At 43.8% G+C, this 16,664-nt stretch carries 17 protein-coding genes; 8 read left to right on the top strand and 9 right to left on the bottom strand.

Annotated elements, in window-relative coordinates:
- Positions 1 to 206: 206 nt before the first annotated feature.
- Together BCT34_RS14285 and BCT34_RS14280 are read right to left on the bottom strand one after the other, a co-directional pair.
- Positions 207 to 2,132, bottom strand: a complete 1,926-nt coding sequence (locus tag BCT34_RS14285; RefSeq protein ID WP_076650631.1) for a monovalent cation:proton antiporter-2 (CPA2) family protein — start codon at positions 2,130 to 2,132, stop codon at positions 207 to 209.
- On the bottom strand, positions 2,132 to 2,749 hold the full coding sequence (locus tag BCT34_RS14280; RefSeq protein WP_076650630.1) for an NAD(P)H-dependent oxidoreductase: 618 nt from the start codon (positions 2,747 to 2,749) through the stop codon (positions 2,132 to 2,134). The genes BCT34_RS14285 and BCT34_RS14280 overlap by 1 nt, the downstream gene beginning before the upstream one ends.
- Positions 2,750 to 3,053: 304 nt before the next feature.
- Between BCT34_RS14280 and BCT34_RS14275 the strand changes: the two genes are divergently transcribed.
- Positions 3,054 to 4,130, top strand: coding sequence for a beta-eliminating lyase-related protein (locus BCT34_RS14275; RefSeq protein ID WP_076650629.1), 1,077 nt, complete (start codon positions 3,054 to 3,056; stop codon positions 4,128 to 4,130).
- A 90-nt stretch (positions 4,131 to 4,220) separates the two neighbouring features.
- Here BCT34_RS14275 and BCT34_RS24750 read toward each other — a convergent pair whose 3' ends face one another.
- Positions 4,221 to 4,346 carry a hypothetical protein gene (locus tag BCT34_RS24750; RefSeq protein WP_008218887.1) on the bottom strand — a complete coding sequence of 42 codons (126 nt, stop codon included), beginning with the start codon at positions 4,344 to 4,346 and terminating at the stop codon, positions 4,221 to 4,223.
- 247 nt (positions 4,347 to 4,593) lie between these two features.
- Between BCT34_RS24750 and BCT34_RS14265 the strand changes: the two genes are divergently transcribed.
- Complete coding sequence (locus BCT34_RS14265) at positions 4,594 to 5,028, top strand: YccF domain-containing protein (protein WP_004730224.1); 435 nt, start codon at positions 4,594 to 4,596, stop codon at positions 5,026 to 5,028.
- A 161-nt stretch (positions 5,029 to 5,189) separates the two neighbouring features.
- Here the strand turns inward: BCT34_RS14265 and BCT34_RS14260 are convergent, their stop codons facing one another.
- The 3 genes from BCT34_RS14260 to BCT34_RS24445 form a co-directional block, all read right to left on the bottom strand.
- Positions 5,190 to 6,113, bottom strand: a complete 924-nt coding sequence (locus tag BCT34_RS14260) for a hypothetical protein (protein WP_076650627.1) — start codon at positions 6,111 to 6,113, stop codon at positions 5,190 to 5,192.
- Positions 6,114 to 6,357: 244 nt separating this feature from the next.
- Entirely contained in the window at positions 6,358 to 7,506 is a 1,149-nt protein-coding gene (gene yiaY, locus BCT34_RS14255; RefSeq protein WP_076650625.1) for an L-threonine dehydrogenase, read from the bottom strand.
- A 251-nt stretch (positions 7,507 to 7,757) separates the two neighbouring features.
- Complete coding sequence (locus BCT34_RS24445) at positions 7,758 to 7,910, bottom strand: hypothetical protein (protein ID WP_165690276.1); 153 nt, start codon at positions 7,908 to 7,910, stop codon at positions 7,758 to 7,760.
- 213 nt (positions 7,911 to 8,123) lie between these two features.
- Between BCT34_RS24445 and yjjG the strand changes: the two genes are divergently transcribed.
- Positions 8,124 to 8,798: a pyrimidine 5'-nucleotidase gene (gene yjjG / locus BCT34_RS14250; protein WP_076650623.1), complete on the top strand. Its 675-nt coding sequence runs from the start codon at positions 8,124 to 8,126 to the stop codon at positions 8,796 to 8,798.
- A gap of 190 nt (positions 8,799 to 8,988) precedes the next feature.
- Positions 8,989 to 9,918, top strand: coding sequence for an aromatic amino acid DMT transporter YddG (yddG, locus tag BCT34_RS14245; RefSeq protein ID WP_076650622.1), 930 nt, complete (start codon positions 8,989 to 8,991; stop codon positions 9,916 to 9,918).
- Between the two features lie 29 nt (positions 9,919 to 9,947).
- On the opposite strand, the gene BCT34_RS14240 is transcribed toward yddG, so the two are convergent.
- Positions 9,948 to 10,844 carry a cation diffusion facilitator family transporter gene (locus BCT34_RS14240; RefSeq protein ID WP_076650621.1) on the bottom strand — a complete coding sequence of 299 codons (897 nt, stop codon included), beginning with the start codon at positions 10,842 to 10,844 and terminating at the stop codon, positions 9,948 to 9,950.
- Between the two features lie 282 nt (positions 10,845 to 11,126).
- Between BCT34_RS14240 and BCT34_RS14235 the strand changes: the two genes are divergently transcribed.
- A complete protein-coding gene (locus tag BCT34_RS14235; protein ID WP_052880051.1) occupies positions 11,127 to 11,477 on the top strand; it encodes a hypothetical protein in 351 nt (116 codons plus the stop codon).
- Between the two features lie 10 nt (positions 11,478 to 11,487).
- Here BCT34_RS14235 and BCT34_RS14230 read toward each other — a convergent pair whose 3' ends face one another.
- On the bottom strand, positions 11,488 to 12,366 hold the full coding sequence (locus BCT34_RS14230; protein WP_076650620.1) for a LysR family transcriptional regulator: 879 nt from the start codon (positions 12,364 to 12,366) through the stop codon (positions 11,488 to 11,490).
- Positions 12,367 to 12,527: 161 nt separating this feature from the next.
- On the opposite strand from BCT34_RS14230, the gene BCT34_RS14225 reads away from it, so the two are divergent.
- The 3 genes from BCT34_RS14225 (at position 12,528) to BCT34_RS14215 (ending at position 15,931) form a co-directional block, all read left to right on the top strand.
- Positions 12,528 to 13,127, top strand: a complete 600-nt coding sequence (locus tag BCT34_RS14225; protein ID WP_076650618.1) for a methyltransferase — start codon at positions 12,528 to 12,530, stop codon at positions 13,125 to 13,127.
- Between the two features lie 289 nt (positions 13,128 to 13,416).
- Positions 13,417 to 14,973, top strand: coding sequence for a YjjI family glycine radical enzyme (locus BCT34_RS14220; protein WP_076650617.1), 1,557 nt, complete (start codon positions 13,417 to 13,419; stop codon positions 14,971 to 14,973).
- A 43-nt stretch (positions 14,974 to 15,016) separates the two neighbouring features.
- On the top strand, positions 15,017 to 15,931 hold the full coding sequence (locus BCT34_RS14215; RefSeq protein ID WP_076650616.1) for a YjjW family glycine radical enzyme activase: 915 nt from the start codon (positions 15,017 to 15,019) through the stop codon (positions 15,929 to 15,931).
- Positions 15,932 to 15,989: 58 nt separating this feature from the next.
- Here BCT34_RS14215 and BCT34_RS14210 read toward each other — a convergent pair.
- On the bottom strand, positions 15,990 to 16,664 hold a 675-nt coding region (locus tag BCT34_RS14210; protein ID WP_102305858.1), incomplete at its 5' end, for a LysR substrate-binding domain-containing protein.

The following is a 16,664-nucleotide window of genomic DNA, read 5'->3' as shown; positions in this document are numbered from 1 at the left end:
ATGTGGGGTTTGAATGTTTCAAAAATGTAAAAAATGAACTCGTTTTTGCGTAGTTAAGAGAAATTAAAAATTATAAGTAGATCACATAAATTAGTGAGATTACCTGCATCAGGAGTAATGATTGGTAGTGATAGGTGATTTTTGTAGAGAGGGAAATAAAGAAAAGCGGCTTAAAAGCCGCTTTTTGATACGTTTAGAACAATTTCCTAGCATTCATCTTCTTCAAAGCAATCTGCATAGCCTTTCGGTGGTGGTGTCCAACCTCGTTCTGAGTGAGAGTGTTTGTCTGAACGATCTTTCTTCATGTCTTCTTTCATTGCTTCTTCGAGGTGAATGAAAATTTGACGGTAGTTGTTGTCGTAGCGTGGGTTCTCTTCCGCTTCAGACCAAGCTTGGTAAAGCTTTTCAGACTTACGGCTCTCAACACGCTGATACGTCGATTTTTGTTGCTCGACGAAGAATGGGTGATGACCTAACGAACGTAAGGCCTGTGCGCCCATTTCAAGTGCTGAGTGATACGTTTCTGATTCCACAAAATCAGCGCCAGCTTCTCTTAAGCGGTAACTATGACCACGGTCGAATGCGCGAGCCAAGATTTTCACATTAGGGTAGGTGTGTTTTACATACTTCACCAATTCCACGCTTGAATCTGGGTTGTCGATAGCCACAACAAGCATGGCGGCTTCTTCGATTCCAGCGGTATGCAATAAATCGTGACGAGTCGCATCACCAAAATAGGATTTGATATTGATAGATCGCAACACGTCTACTTGATTCGCTTGATGGTCTAGAACGACGGTTTTAACATCGTTTGATACCAGCAATCGGTTGACGATCTGACCGAATCGACCGATACCAGCAATGATAACGGTTCCTTTTTCTTCGATGGTATCTTCTTCACGGTCGTTTGATTTTTGCTCGTAGCGAGGAAGAATCACTTTATCAAATAGAATGAATAACCCTGGTGTTAGGAACATTGAAAGTGCCACAACCAACGACAGCGTTTGAACGATGTCAGCAGGTAACACGTGGTTTTGAGCCGAGAAGCTCAGTAGTACAAATCCAAACTCACCGGCTTGCGCCAAGCTCAATGTAAATAGCCAACGGTCACTGTTTTTGATTTTGAAGACTAACGCCAGTGTAAATAGCACCAAGGCTTTGAGAAGCATAACGCCAAGAGTGAGGCCAATGATCAAACCAAAGTCGTTGAACAGCACATCAAAGTTGATGCCCGCACCTACGGTAATAAAGAACAAGCCAAGTAGCAGTCCTTTAAACGGGTCAATATTAGACTCAAGTTCGTGGCGGAATTCACTGTTCGCCAATACCACACCCGCAAGGAAGGTACCTAAAGCGGGTGATAGCCCGACCAAGCTCATCAGTGCAGCAATACCAATCACCAACATCAGTGCGGTTGCCGTAAAAATTTCACGCAGGCCCGAGCTCGCAACAAAGCGGAATAACGGACGACTCAAAAAGTGCCCACCGACAACAACAATCGCGATAGATGCCGTGATCACTAAGCCATAAGCCCAACCAGGCAAGTCAGCAACAAGACTAAGCTCTTCGTGGTGATCTGAAGCTGAAGCGACCGCGCTTTGTGCAGCTTCGATTAATTCTGGTAGCGCTAACAGAGGAATGAATGCCAACATAGGAATGACGGCAATATCTTGGAACAGTAACACCGAGAAAGCGTTCTTGCCGCCTTCCGTCTTAGATAACCCTTTCTCGTTAAACGTTTGCAGAACAATCGCTGTTGATGACAGTGCGAAGATCAAACCGATAGTTAACGCGATCGTCCAAGGCTGGCCGAAGAATAGGGCAATACCCATTACAATCGCGGTCGTGCCACCAACTTGCAGACCACCTAGCCCCATTAGTCGGTTTCTCATTGCCCAAAGCATCTTAGGCTCAAGTTCAAGGCCGACTAAGAACAGCATCATAACCACACCAAATTCGGCAAAGTGTTGAATGGTTGTGGTCTCTTCACCCACTAAGCCAATAATTGGACCAATCACAACACCGGCTATGAGGTAGCCCAATACAGAACCAAGGCCCAGTCTTTTAGCAATTGGTACGGCAATGACTGCTGCAACTAAGTAGATAAATGCTTGTAGAAAATATCCCGTCATTATTTAACCTCTGCCATTAGTTCATCTACATAGTGGTTTAGTTTTTCTGCCTTGCTGGCTTTCTTGATATTGATCTCGCCGGCAACCAGCGCCTCTAACAGCACTTTATAGCTATCTACATGCTCTTGGATGCGGTTTTCTTCCAAAGCGGTACGTGAGCCGAATAGTGCAAATGGCGCGAGATAGGTCATCCCACACAATGAAGCGGTCTGTTCAATTGGGTGAAGCAGTTCGCGAATAGTGAAATGGTTGTAGCCATCACTTTGGTAAGCGTCTTTTTTGCCCCCTGCAGTGATGCTGCATAACAAATTCTTGCCTTGTAGTTCGTTGCCATCGGTACCGTAGGCAAAGCCGTATTCAAGAACAAGGTCTTGCCACTCTTTCAGAATCGCCGGTGTTGAGTACCAATACAAAGGGAATTGAAAAATGATGATGTCATGGTCTAACAGGCGTTTCTGTTCACGGTCGATATTAATTTTGAATGTCGGATACTCGGCATAGAGGTCGACGCAGGTAACGCCTTCAATGCGTTTAGCTTGTTCAAATAAGGGTTTGTTTGCTTCAGAACGATGTTGAGAAGGATGGGCGAATAGCACCAAGACTCGATTTTTCGACATATAGCCCTCATTGTTCATTAACGAATAAAATTTATTGGAATTATAGATATACAATAATAGAAGAATGGTTGAACAACAACGAATTGGCCCATACTTCTCTATTTAGATACGAGTGTATTTCTGTGTTTAATTATATAGAGCGTCAGCTATTTTGTGTATTTTAGGGGCAAGTAGCCGATGACTGAGTAAAACTAATTATTCAAGAATAGTAAAAGCGAATATGGGCATTTTATGTCACCGTTGGTGGGTAACGTAAATAATGCAATAACCCTACATAGAACGATAATGAATAAAGGAAAAAACTATGAGCATGGACTTGCGTCAACAATGTGATTTGTTGCTTTCTGGTCACCTAGAACCGACACCCGCACAAACATTCGCTCAGATGGCTGAATGGTGTGAAACACATAATGTGAGCCATGATATTTACGGTGATGGCGAATTTATCGAAAGCTTTGAAAACAAGGTCGCAGAACTGCTTGGCTATGAAGCTGCCGTGTTTGTGATTACCGGTACCATGAACCAACCAACAGCGTTAGAAATCGCGTGCCAAGAGAAAAGAAACCCAGTGGTAGCGATGCATGAGTCGAGCCATATCATGCGTCATGAACGCCAAGGGTATCAGCTCCAAAATCGTTTCAACGTGCTTCCTGTTGGTAATGTATTTCGTACTTGGAATGTTGATGATTTAAAGGCGTGGCCAGATGAGATAGCAGCCGCTCTATATGAATTGCCGATGCGTGAAATTGGCGGCCAATTACCAGAGTGGGAAGAGCTTGAAGCGATCAAGCAATACTGCAAAGAACAATCGATTCACCTTCATATGGACGGTGCGCGTTTGTGGGAGTGTGGTGCGTATTACCAAAAGCCATACAGTGAAATTGCTGAGGGTTTCGATAGCGCCTATGTCTCGTTGTATAAAGGTCTTAATGGGCTTGGTGGTTCATTACTGCTGGGCGATAAAGCCTTTGTAGCGAAAGCATCGGCGTGGATGAAGCGTCAAGGTGGTAATGTGTATCACCGAACGCCTTATGTGGTTTCAGCAGCGATGCAGTTTGATGAGCGATTAGAACTGATGCCTGCTTTATTTGAGCGCACCAAACAGGTGTATCAAATACTGCAAGATTACCCTCAGTTCACCGTTAACCCGCAGCAACCGCAGGTCAATATGCTTCACCTGTACTTACCAGTGAGCTACGAAGACGGCATTATTGTGCGAGACAACATCGCGAAGAAGCACAAGATTTGGATAGGAAACCCAGCGATTAGCGAATTGCCAAACCAATGTAAGATTGAATGGTATGTGGGTGATAACTTATTGAATTTGCCTGATCATGAGCTGATCGACATTCTTGATTTAATAAACGAAGAGCTTATTTGATTACGGAAGAGTTGATCGCAGAAGAACGGATCTAATGGATACAGGAAATTGGTCCGGTATCCATTTATTAAGACGTAACGATAGGCTGTGTTACATATACTGGTTGATGTACACGTCGACTAAGAACATGAACACTGGAACTGTGCTAAGAACTCCGAAGAAGACGATTGGCACCCAGTTTTTCATTTTCTTTTTAGGTTGCTCAGTGTTATTCATAAATTCGGCCTTAAAGTGGTTGTCGTGTCTGTTTAGCTTTTTGGTACTAAAAATCTGAGTGTATGGTATCAAATAAATGGGTTTAGCCCTATGTGGATTTAGAGAACCGTGGCGTATATCAATCACATAAAATGTAAGTGATTCATAAACGGTTCATAAAGGTTCAACAATAATGAACCTATTAGAAAAAGTATTGCCTCACTTGGCATGTAAAATAAACAGCATTCAAAGATTTGGAGAATACAGAATGAAAACAATAGGAAACATCATTTGGTTTCTGTTCGGTGGTGTATTTATGGGGCTGGCGTGGTGGTTCTTCGGACTGCTCGCATTCCTAACCATCGTTGGTATTCCATGGGGTAGAGCGTGTTTTGTTATGGGTAATTTCTCATTCTTCCCATTTGGTCAGGAAGCGATTTCGCGTGATGAACTGACCAATGAAATGGATATTGGCACGAGTCCGCTAGGTGTGATTGGTAACGTTATTTGGTTCTTGTTTGCGGGAATCTGGCTTGCGATTGGTCACATCATGTCAGCAGTGGCGTGTTTCATTACCATTATCGGTATTCCATTTGCTATTCAACACCTTAAATTAGCAGTTATCTCGCTAGCGCCAATCGGTAAGACGGTTGTTGATAAGCGTGAAGCAGAAGCGGCACGAGTAAGAAATTACAAAGGTTAAGCTTACACTCTCAGCCTGATTGAACTTAATAAGCACATCGCAGGATGTGCTTTTTTGTGCCTCCGTTGTTATCTCTCGATGCTCTTCTAACAAATACTAACTAGGCCTAGTTGAGCTTCGATGTTGGTGAACTGGATATTACTGGGCTAAACATTATTGGATTAAACATTGTTGAAAAGCACTTCAAGCCGAAGGGTTATGTTGGCTTCTTCGATATGCTTCTCGTAGGGTTCTCGTTCCCATTGATAACGAGGAATGAGCTCATAGAACAACCACTCTTTCCATACATTTTGCCGGTAGGTAATCGAAACCTGAGCGTATTCGTAGTGATTATGAGGCTCATCCGTTGCATTAATCGTGGCGCTATATTGAAGTGCTTGGTCTTGAGCAAGGTAATGGTATAAGGTTAACCCAGTACCATAGTTCCATCCTTTCAGATCGTTGTTGTACCCTGCAAAACTTGACCATCGAGCTAAGAAATCATCACTTAAAGAAAGATCAAAATCGATGTCAGAGATTTCGCCAGTTTCTTTCTTTTCTCGATATACCCGTTGGGTAAACCTGAATACCGCATCCGTAGTGAGTGGGTAGGTAAAACGGTAGCGAGCTTCGATGCGCGGGCGTAATGTCGCTTTAATGTTGAAGCTGCTATAGCCTTTGGCGTAAGCGTCGTAACGCAGGCCTAATGCACTCTCCAATTCATCAGAATCCTTCGGAAAAAAATCCAAAAACTCTTCATCGCTAACAGATTCGTAAATCAACTTGAGACGTTTACTTACAAAGGGAAGGTGTAAACGCGCTTTGAGTTTTGTGGAGTAGTCGACATCGCCGCCTTCAGAATAAATAAAATCGTTATACCAACGCACAGACGTACCCGCTCTGGCATCTTCGGTAATACGGTCATCTACAAAGAAATTGTCGAACCAGAGTGCGGGTTGGCAAAACTTACTGTTAAGGAAGTGGTAGGCCTTTTCGACAGGGACATCTTCTAACGGCTGACTGTGACACTCATTTTGTTCCTCTGCTTGAACGGAGTATGAAATGAGTGACGCCAATAATGAGGTGCTAGCTATCCTACGACTCAATGGAACCTGTTTGTTATTCTGTATATCAATAGGTTAACTATAACCAAGCGATCGCAACAATGCGACTTTTTCGTGATGGGTCGCTATTGATTAACGGTTCTAGGGCGTGGGGAAGGTAAAGATCTGAAAGAGATTAGACAGACAAAAGAAAACGGACTCAGAAGTTGAGCCCGTTTGTGTTTATATTTCTTGGTTTTTAGAGAAGCGTTTAACCGTGAAAGGTTAACAAAACTAGTTGTCTAGATTACATCGCCGCTTCGAAGATTGCCGAGATCTCTTCGTGAGTCGCTTGTTTAGGGTTAGTGAAACCACAAGCATCTTTCAGTGCGTTATCAGACAGAGTCGGGATGTCTTCAAGTTTGGCACCAAGCTGTGCGATACCTGTTGGGATGTTGACATCGTTTGCTAGTTGAACAATTGCGTTGATCGCCGCTTCTGCGCCTTGCTCTGCTGTCATACCTTCAACATTGACACCCATTGCTTTTGCAACATCACGTAGACGCTCTGGGCAAACTTGCGCGTTGTAGCGTTGAACGTGTGGAAGCAAGATAGCGTTACATACGCCGTGTGGCAGGTCGTAGAAGCCACCCAGTTGGTGCGCCATAGCATGAACGTAACCCAGTGAAGCGTTGTTGAAAGCCATACCTGCCATGAACTGTGCGTAAGCCATCTGTTCACGAGCTTCAATGTCTTCGCCGTGTGCCACTGCCGTTCTTAGGTGTGCTTGCACAAGTTCGATTGCTTTAATAGCGACGGCGTCAGTGATTGGCGTTGCTGCAATTGAAACGTAAGCTTCGATTGCGTGTGTTAGCGCATCCATACCCGTTGCAGCAGTCAGTGATGCTGGTTTAGCAAGCATCAACTCAGGATCGTTTACTGAGATAAGCGGTGTTGTGTGCTTATCAACGATAGCCATCTTAATGTGACGATCTTCATCCGTAATGATGCAGAAACGTGTCATTTCAGAAGCTGTACCAGCGGTGGTGTTGATGGCAATAAGCGGCATCATCGGTTTTTCAGATTGGTCTACGCCTTCGTAATCTGCAATCTGGCCGCCGTTAGAAGCAACCAGAGCGATGCCTTTTGCACAGTCGTGCGGAGAGCCACCACCAAGAGAGATAACAAAGTCACAGTCGTTGTCAGTTAGAAGCTCAAGGCCGTCGTTCACGTTAGTGATAGTTGGGTTTGGTTGAGTACCATCGAAGACGACAGCGTCAACATCACGTTGACTTAGAAGATCTTGTACCTGCTTAACCATACCGATTTGGTTTAGGATTTTGTCGGTAACGATAAGACCCTTTTTAAAGCCTTGAGACTGAATGCTATCAACAGCATCCTTTAAGCAGCCTGTTCCCATGAAGTTAATTGTAGGGATGTAAAAAGCACTAGACATTGGAAAACTCCATTAATTATGATTTTTAATTTCCTATATGGTGTCGGCAAACAACTGGTCGACCATTGATCTGAATCAAAAGCGGCCCCAAGGTACCACTTTGTGGCTATGAGGTGTGATAGGGCGCATATAGCAATCGTTTTTATAGTTTTTTGATGTGATCTTTGTCATTTATAGATCTTAAAGAGTCGATTGATTCTAGCCCTATATATCGCCGTAAAGATAAAATACTGATATTACTCACTGGCTATTTATTCATTAGCTAGTTCTTTTTGCTTATTTTCTGAATTTATAGCAGGTGATTCCTCTTCTTTATATTCGTCAGAAGAAGCTTGCGGTTCTTCATCATAATATTTGACAAGAAACGGAGTAAGCATGACGGATGAGGGTAAGAAGTGCTTCATAGTACCTCCCGGTACAGTACGTGTGTTTCTTGTATGGTATTGGTTTAATATGTGGCAAAATTTGCGATACATCATTACTTGTTGCTTGTTTTCTATAAATTCTTAGAACTATATTCAGGCTCACAAAAATGGTAGTAGAATGCACACTTAGCCTTTGAGGCTAAGAAAGAACAAAAATAACACGGCTAGATAGCGCGAATAATAGGACAGATAATGAAGTACGATTGGATATTCTTTGATGCAGATGAAACCTTGTTCCATTTTGATGCTTATCAAGGAATGAAGCTGATGTTTTCTCGTTTTGGAGTAGATTTCAGCGAGCAAGATTATTCGGCTTACCAAAAGGTTAATTTGCCACTTTGGGTCGATTACCAAGATGGTCGTATTACCGCAGACCAACTGAAACATACCCGCTTCGAAAGTTGGGCCGAGAAACTAGAAACAACAACGGCTGCTTTAAACAGTGCATTTTTAACAGCGATGGCAGATATCTGTTCATTATTACCGGGTGCACAAGAGTTGATGGAGTCTTTAAAAGGCAAAGTGAATATGGGCATCATCACTAACGGTTTCACAGAATTGCAGTCAATCCGTTTAGAGCGCACAGGAATGACGGATTACTTTGATCACGTGATTATTTCTGAAGAGGTAGGGGTAGCTAAACCGGACGCTCAGATTTTCGAATATGCACATAAGCTGGTTGGGTTTCCATCTAAGCAAAGAGTGTTGATGGTTGGAGATAACCCGCATTCAGATATTCTCGGTGGACTCGATTTTGGTATCGAAACTTGTTGGTTAAACAGCCAAGAAAAGGCAACGCCTGCGGGTATCAACCCTCATTATCAAGTTAAGTCACTGGCTGACTTACAAGCGCTTCTATTGGCTTAGGCTATAACGACTGCCACTAACGAATACGCAACAACAAATAGTTTATTTTGTAAACTGCTCAATATTTGTAAGTCGCTTAAGTTTTCGCAAATCAATAACCGATGGCCGAGTACGAAAATGTACTCGGCCAAATATTTTAAACTTGGTTTAGCTTATAGAGTGATGACCACAAACAGATAAAGGAAGAGGCGTGCTGAAATCTCATCGTTATAGCTGCTACGGTATTATCGCCATTTTACTGTGGAGCTGCTTGATTGCTCTGTCTCGCAGTGTTTCAGAACATCTAGGTCCAATTGGTGGCGCTGCCAGCCTTTACACGGTGAGTTCGCTGTTGTTGGTCTGCGTTATGGGGTTGCCGAAATTGTCACGCTTCTCTAAATCTTACTTACTGATCGGCGGCGCCTTATTTGTTTGTTATGAGATCTTCTTGGCTCTGGCGTTAGGAATGGCAAATAGCCGACATCAAGCGATAGAGATGGCCGTAATCAACTACCTATGGCCAGCATTAACAGTGTTGTTTGCGGTGCTGCTGAGTGATAAGAAGATTAACTGGTTGGTTTATCCAAGTATCTTTTTGGCATTCTTTGGTGTGGCTTGGAGTATCAGCGGTGACCAAGGTCTGTCAGTTGAACAAATTGCTGCCAACATTGCGACCAACCCTAAAACCTATTCTATGGCGTTTTTCGGTGCGATTATTTGGGCGGTTTACTGCAACTACACCCAGCGTGTCGCTAAAGGTCAGAATGCGATTGTGCTGTTCTTTATCGCAACGGCGATCACTCTGTGGATCAAGTACGCGCTGAGTGATGAAACTGGCATGGTGATGACAACGAGTGCGGCGATTGACTTAGCGTTAGCTGGTGCTTGTATGGGCGCTGGCTATGCACTTTGGAACACGGCGATTCTCGGTGGCAACATGGTGTTCTTGGCAACTATGTCGTACTTTACGCCAATCTTCGCTACGTTACTCTCTTCGGTGATTTTAGGCTTGTCGTTGACTATAACGTTTTGGCAAGGCGTATGTATGGTAACCGTTGGCTCACTGGCTTGCTGGTGGGTAACAAGAGAAAAGCCGACGGCAAATGCGTCGGCTTCTAAAAAGGTTCAATCTGAGTCGTAATTGGTTTTTCTGCCAATTTTTGTGAGGGGTTAGCTCGCAATATTGAGGTTCAGTTGAAGCTCATATGGCATCTTAGATAGGCGTCGCTTAAGTTGGCGACGCGTACGTTCAATATCATCGAGTGCAATCGCTTGTTGATCGTTGGTATGAATATCAACGTTGATTCGTAATTCTGGGCCAACCTTCGTCACACCCATTAGCTCCAAATCTTGATCTGCTTCTTTGTCTACCGCGACAACGTTCTTATCTACTGCATCACAAATATCTTTGGTCGCTGACATCATAAGCAGTTCGCGCATGGCTTCACGTAACATATCGAAAGGCACTTTGATGAAGTAGAAAGACATGAGTAACATCATCATTGGGTCGGCATATACCGCATATTCTGCAAGCGGAGAAAAAGTCATCAACCAAGCCGCTACGAAACCAGCTGTTACCGCGACACTCAATAGCGTGTCCATCTGCCACTGCTTAGATTCAGCCTGAATCAGACCTGAAGAAATACGTTTGCTCTTATTCGCGATGTACCACCAAGCGTAACCACAACCCAACACGTTGAAAATACCAAACAGAGTTGCAATAGAAGCATCAACTTCACGACCACCCGTCATTAGGGCGCCAATTGCAGAGTACAGTGAATAACTAACTACAAGCAGAATCACAACGGCCTTAATGGCAATAACAATCGGCTCGATGATCGCTCGACCAAACGGGAATTCTCTGTCTGAAGGGCGATTAATGTATTTTGAGGCAGCTAGTGACAATAAAGTTAACAGTAAGCTGATAAGAGAGTAGACACCGTCAAATACTATGACCAGAGAGCCAACGAGAAGACCCAACACCAATCCGCCAATTGCGAAGCCTGATGCTAAAAGGGCTGAGAACAATAGTACTCGATTTTCGTTTTGGCTTTTCCTGTCACACATAATATTTTCCAGATGTTTTTGATAACTTCATTGTTCTAATATTGAGCTAGCTTTACAAACTTTATCTGATGACGTTTATATGTACTATTTGAGTAATACATATAAATCGATAAAATTCAGTGATTTAGGTTGAAGTTTGGGTGTCAATAAAGTTGACGTTGAGTGTTTTTTAGGGATGATGTGCAACTGAAATAGGATCGTTTATGATTACTAAAACACATTAGTCGCTGAGGTCTTATTGGTCTTTTAGATTTGGTTGCGATGGACAAGGAGTGAATCGATATGAAGTTTGACGATATTAGTGATAATGAGTTGTGGGTGATTGCTAACCCGATCATGGATAACCTGATGGACGGTTCAACTAAGGTTGATCATGAACAGCACTGTCGAGACTTTACTCAAAGGATGAAAGACATTGTTACGCCAGAATACTTAGAAAAGGTGTGTCACCATTATCAGCACAGTAATGGCTTTTTTGCTGAGCGTGAACAAGTAGCGTTGTTTAGACGCTCAGACTCTATCGCTTTTGTGTGGAAGCAAGCGTACACCATTGCCAAAGGCGAGTTTGTGGCTGAAATGGTATTGGTTGAAGAAGATGGGCGTTACTTGGTGGATCACGTCATGGTTTTCTAACAAGCTAAAATTAGAAATCAAACAAGTAGTCGCTGAGCTGATCAGCAAGCCAGTTCATTCCTGGGTGTTCTGCCATGCCCGCTGCGGTAAACATACAGTAGTCTTCTTGCGTTAAGCCGTAGGTGTGTTTGATCACGGCGAGCTCTTGTTCACGCAACAAATGGCGAATCAATGGCTCTGGCATTACGCCCCATGCCTCTTCACGTAAAATCGTATCCAACATAAAGTCGAAGCTAGAGAAGCCGATGTAACGGCGCGAGAAGGGCTCAAGCTCAGGATTATCCTTTTCATTAAGATAAACCATGGTCGCTTGCATCGAATTTCTCAGTACTTCATCAGACACACGGCGCATCACGCTCAAATCATGTCCTTTCTTACACACCGACATCATTCGAATTTTACCAAGCGGGTTGTAGATTATTCTTGGGTCATCGACACGTTCGTAATCGACACCAAATGCGAAGTCGACTTGCTGAGTTTCAACTAGGTTAGCTAAATCGCCGCTCGACGCGAGAACGAAGTTGAATGAGGTAGAAGGGTACTTGTTGTTTAACGCATGAGATAAGTCCTGCCACATTTCATCGGGTAGGGAGTCGTCTCGTGCAATCCAAATTTCCGCGTTGAATTCGCCCGAGACATGTAAGCAGGTTTGTTTGATACGCGCTGCTGTCACCAACATACCTTCGCAGTCTTTATAAATCGCTTTGCCTGCTTCAGAAAGTTCGACGTGGTTTCCGCTGCGCACGAACAGCTCGACATCTAACTCTTTTTCCAAGGCTTTAATCGACATGCTGAGTTTGGTTCGGTTGCATTCTAACTGACGTGCAGCTTCAGAAACTGATCCTAAATCAGCAACGGAACAAAAGGCTTGGACTTGAGAAAGGTTCATTTCATTTCCATATTGAGCGGAGGTTGGTGCATATTATCTGAATATTGTGCTGACTATCTTAGAAATAGTCCATCTTTGCATGATAACTCTATGACGAATTGACTAATTTGGTTTACTCTGGGGAAGTTCCGAACCTACAAGAAGTAAAGATGGAGGCCATGATGGCGAAACAATGGGACGAGTACGCCGTTGACTGGGATAAAGATCCCGCAACCGCAGTATTCGCACAGTCCGTATTTGACCAGTTAACACAGCTCGTTGATTTAAACGGAACCCGTGTCCTTGATTTTGGGTGTGGTACAGGACTACTCAGCCAGAAAATATCTCCTTTAGCAAAAGAGATCATCGCACTTGATATCTCTGAAGGGATGATTGAAGAGTTAGATAAGAAAGAGTTACCTAATGTTGAACCGGTAGTTGATATTTTATCGCGCGGACTTGCGGCGCAGCATCCAGCATTCAGAAACCAGTTTGACCTCGTGGTAGCCTCTTCGGTGTGTGGTTTTATCCCGAACCTACAAGACACAGTCAGTCTGATTTACACGCTGCTTGAAAACGACGGTACGTTTGTACACTGGGATTGGCATTTAGAAAGTGACAGCCAAGACTACGGAGTGAGCCAACAGCGTTCAGAAAACGTTTTGAGTGCAGCGGGCTTTGCAGTGGTTGAAGTCTCCACACCGTTCTCGATTGACACTCCGCAAGGAGAGTTAAAGGTACTAATGGGTGTTGGACGTAAACAAGCGCTTCCTGACCTGTAACAGTGTGTATGCCTAAAATACTAAACCCACATTAACGACGTTACGGTCAGTTATGTGGGTTTTCTCTTTTGCGCACTACTGTTTTAAACAGAACGAGTTAGCGCTTTCTCATTTCTTCATTATTAACTCTGTTTTCTCTATTTCCCATCTCGCTCATAGAAAAGCTCAACACCGCTAGTTTATAGATTTATTATTTCCATTTTGGAAATATAGTCTTGCGTAGATTTCATTAGTGGAAATTTAGCTCTGAGATATAAAATAAGCCCATAACAATATTAAGGGTTTAAACATGAGCCACCAATCTGCTTCTCCACAACTTTCAGAGCAACAACAACGCTTTAGCAATATCATTTCAGATGCCAACCTGTCACCAAAACAGAAGTCGAGCTATCTTGCCTTAGAAGCTGAAGCAAGCCTACCGTATATGCCGGTAAGCAATGAAGTAGAGCAAGCCTTACAGCAAGGCGTGCTGTGTGACATGTTTGAAGGGCACGCACCATTTAAGCCGCGCTATGTACTTCCAGATTATTCTAAATACTTACATCAAGGCTCAAAGTACTTAGAGCTTAGCGCGGCAACTAATTTCGATGAAGCATTGAATATGCTTACCATCCTTTACCACCACGTACCTTCTGTTACTTCAATCCCGGTTTACCTTGGTCAGCTGGATGATGTGCTAATGCCATTCGTTGGCGAGTTATCGGAAGAACAGGTTTACCAAAAGATTAAACTGTTCTGGATTATGTTGGATCGCACGCTGCCAGATGCGTTTATGCATGTGAATATTGGCCCGACAGACAACATTATCTGTCGCACGATTTTGCGTGTCGATGCTGAGCTCAAGCAGATCGCGCCAAACCTTACTTTTATGTACGACCCAGCTGTGACTCCTGATGATCTACTTCGTCATGCGGCGAGCAACATCTGTGAGTGCAGTAAACCACATATCGCGAACTATCCAGCACACGCTGCTACTTATGGTGATAAGCGATTTGGTATCGTAAGTTGCTACAACTCTCTGCCTTTAGCGGGGGGGTCAAACACATTAGTGCGTATGAACCTGAAGCAAGTGGCGTTGAAGTCTGAGGACAGTGTCGATTTCTTACAACAAGTATTGCCGAACTACAGTGGCATCATGGTTGAACTGATGAACGCGCGCAGTCGCTTCTTGCATGAAGAGTCTAACTTTTTCGAGGGCTTCCTGACCAAAGAAGGTCTGATTGAAGAAGATCGCTTCGCACCAATGTTTGGTATTTACGGTATGGCAGAAGCGGTCAACATCTTGATGGAGAAAGAGGGCAAAGCAGGGCGTTATGGCCACGATGAACAGGCTAATCAACTTGGTCACCGTATTTCTGAGAAGCTGGCTGAGATCGTTGAAAGCTCTGAAGTGAAATATGGGCTAGAAGGTAAGGCTCTGTTGCATGCTCAAGGTGGTATCAGTTTAGATGAAGACGTAACTCCTGGTGTGCGTATTCCTTACGGTACGGAACCGGATCCTGTGTCTTACGTTCGTGCGACTGCGGGTCACCATAAATTCTACACGTCGGGTATCAGTGACATTCTGACTATCGACGAAACAGTGAAATCAAACCCTGAAGCGATGTTCAACTTGTGTAAAGGGGCGATTCAAGCGGGTTACCGTGAGTTTACGGCTAACGTGGCATCAAACGATTTAGTTCGTGTGACGGGTTACATGATTAAGCTGTCGGACATTGCAAAGTATGACGAGCAAGGTTCACGTACCAATACTACCTTCTTGGGTGCTGAAGCTGCGAAGAACACGGGCATATTAGAGCGTAAACCGCGCGTGGCGAGCTTAGAGATGTCGCCGACGTACGAATAGCTTTAACGTGTGTTGTGTGTTTCGAATACGAACAATGTGAATTATGAAAATTTCTGATCTAACAACTCAAATGGCTAGGGTTAAAAATAATAAGACAGAAAAACAAGCGAAGGTCAGCCGTGTGCTGACCTTTTCTTGTGTTGATGGCCCAGGAAACCGCTTGGTGCTGTTTCTTCAGGGCTGCAATTTTGACTGTATAACTTGTCATAACCCACACACAATCAACCACTGTAACCATTGTGGAGATTGCGTTAGCGGGTGTCCAAGTGGTGCTTTGAGTACTGTCGGTGGCAAAGTGATATGGGATCCGGTGGCTTGCACCAATTGTGACCAGTGTATTGATGTTTGTGGTCATAAATCGAGTCCGAAAATCACCACGATGACGGTTTCAGAAGTACTAGAGCTTGTCAGATATAACCAGTTCTTTCTGAGTGGGGTTACCGTTTCGGGCGGTGAAGCGACCATACAACTGCCGTTTATCATTGAACTGTTTGAAGCGATTAAAAGCGATGCTCAACTCGCGCATCTCACATGCTTTATCGATAGTAATGGTTCATTGCCAAAACAAGGGTGGGAGAAGGTATTACCTTATCTTGATGGCGCGATGATTGACCTAAAATCTTGGCAATCAGAGACACACCAATGGTTGGTCGGCAGAGGCAATCATCGAGTGATTGAAACCATTAACTATTTGGCTGAGAAAGGTAAGTTACATGAAGTTCGGTTACTGCATATTCCGAACAAAAGCGACCTTGAGGACGAGATTGAACAAGTGGGACGTTACTTAAAAGGATTGCCAAGTGATGTTCAGATTCGACTGAATGCATTTCAACATCATGGTGTGATTGGCGAAGCGTTAGATTGGCCTAAATGCACCAAACAACAGATGCAGAGCTTTCACGATAAGCTCTACACAATAGTTCAAAGGCCGATGCAAACCCCTGAGGTTTATACCTAGCCTCTAAGTTGTTTAGTCGGTCAATCAGGCTTCTAAGAACGTTAAGCTTCTAAAAATATTAAGCCTCTAAGAACAAGTCACATAACCACTTGATCGCTTGATCGTTCATGTTGGGCTTGTTCCACACCAAGCTATACGCCACTTTACCGTAATCAAAAGGCAAGGGCTTACTCACTAAGTCCTGAGCTTGTTTAGCATGCTCAGCCCATTGCTTTGAAGAGGTGAACAAGAAAGGTGTGTGATGACAAAGCACGGCTGCAGCACCAAAGTCTGCTACTGATATCGCCATCTCTCTCGGCTGGTGGCATTGAACTAAGTTTTGCTCAAAGTAAGGTTGTGACAGCTCGTTATCTAAAATTCCAATGTGCTTATAATCTAAGTAACCTTCCACCGTCAGCTCTTGTTGAGCAAGAGGATGGTGTGCACCCATCAAACAAACCATCTCGTCGGGCAGAATCGTTTGCCAAACTAACTCTTTATTATCTGTTGGCGGTTGAGAAATATCATGAGGCAACAAAATTAAGTTGACCTTGCCGCTCAGCAAAGCATCGAAGCCGAGTTGTTGTTTCGAATAGATGTTCAGCTTCGCTTTTGGTGCGAGGTCAGTCGTGATTTTGCTTATCTTCGACGCGAACACCTCAAAGGTGCTTTCACGCATCGATAGCGAAAAACTGCCTTGGTATTCTTGAGGGGTAAAACTCTTCTGATGCAGCAGTGTAGTGGCATAGTGAAT

Origin of the sequence: Vibrio sp. 10N.261.45.E2, from assembly GCF_002875705.1 — a bacterium.
Classification (GTDB): domain Bacteria; phylum Pseudomonadota; class Gammaproteobacteria; order Enterobacterales; family Vibrionaceae; genus Vibrio.
The sequence above is the reverse complement of the archived record's forward strand: the minus strand, read 5'-3'. Positions and strand labels throughout refer to the sequence as shown.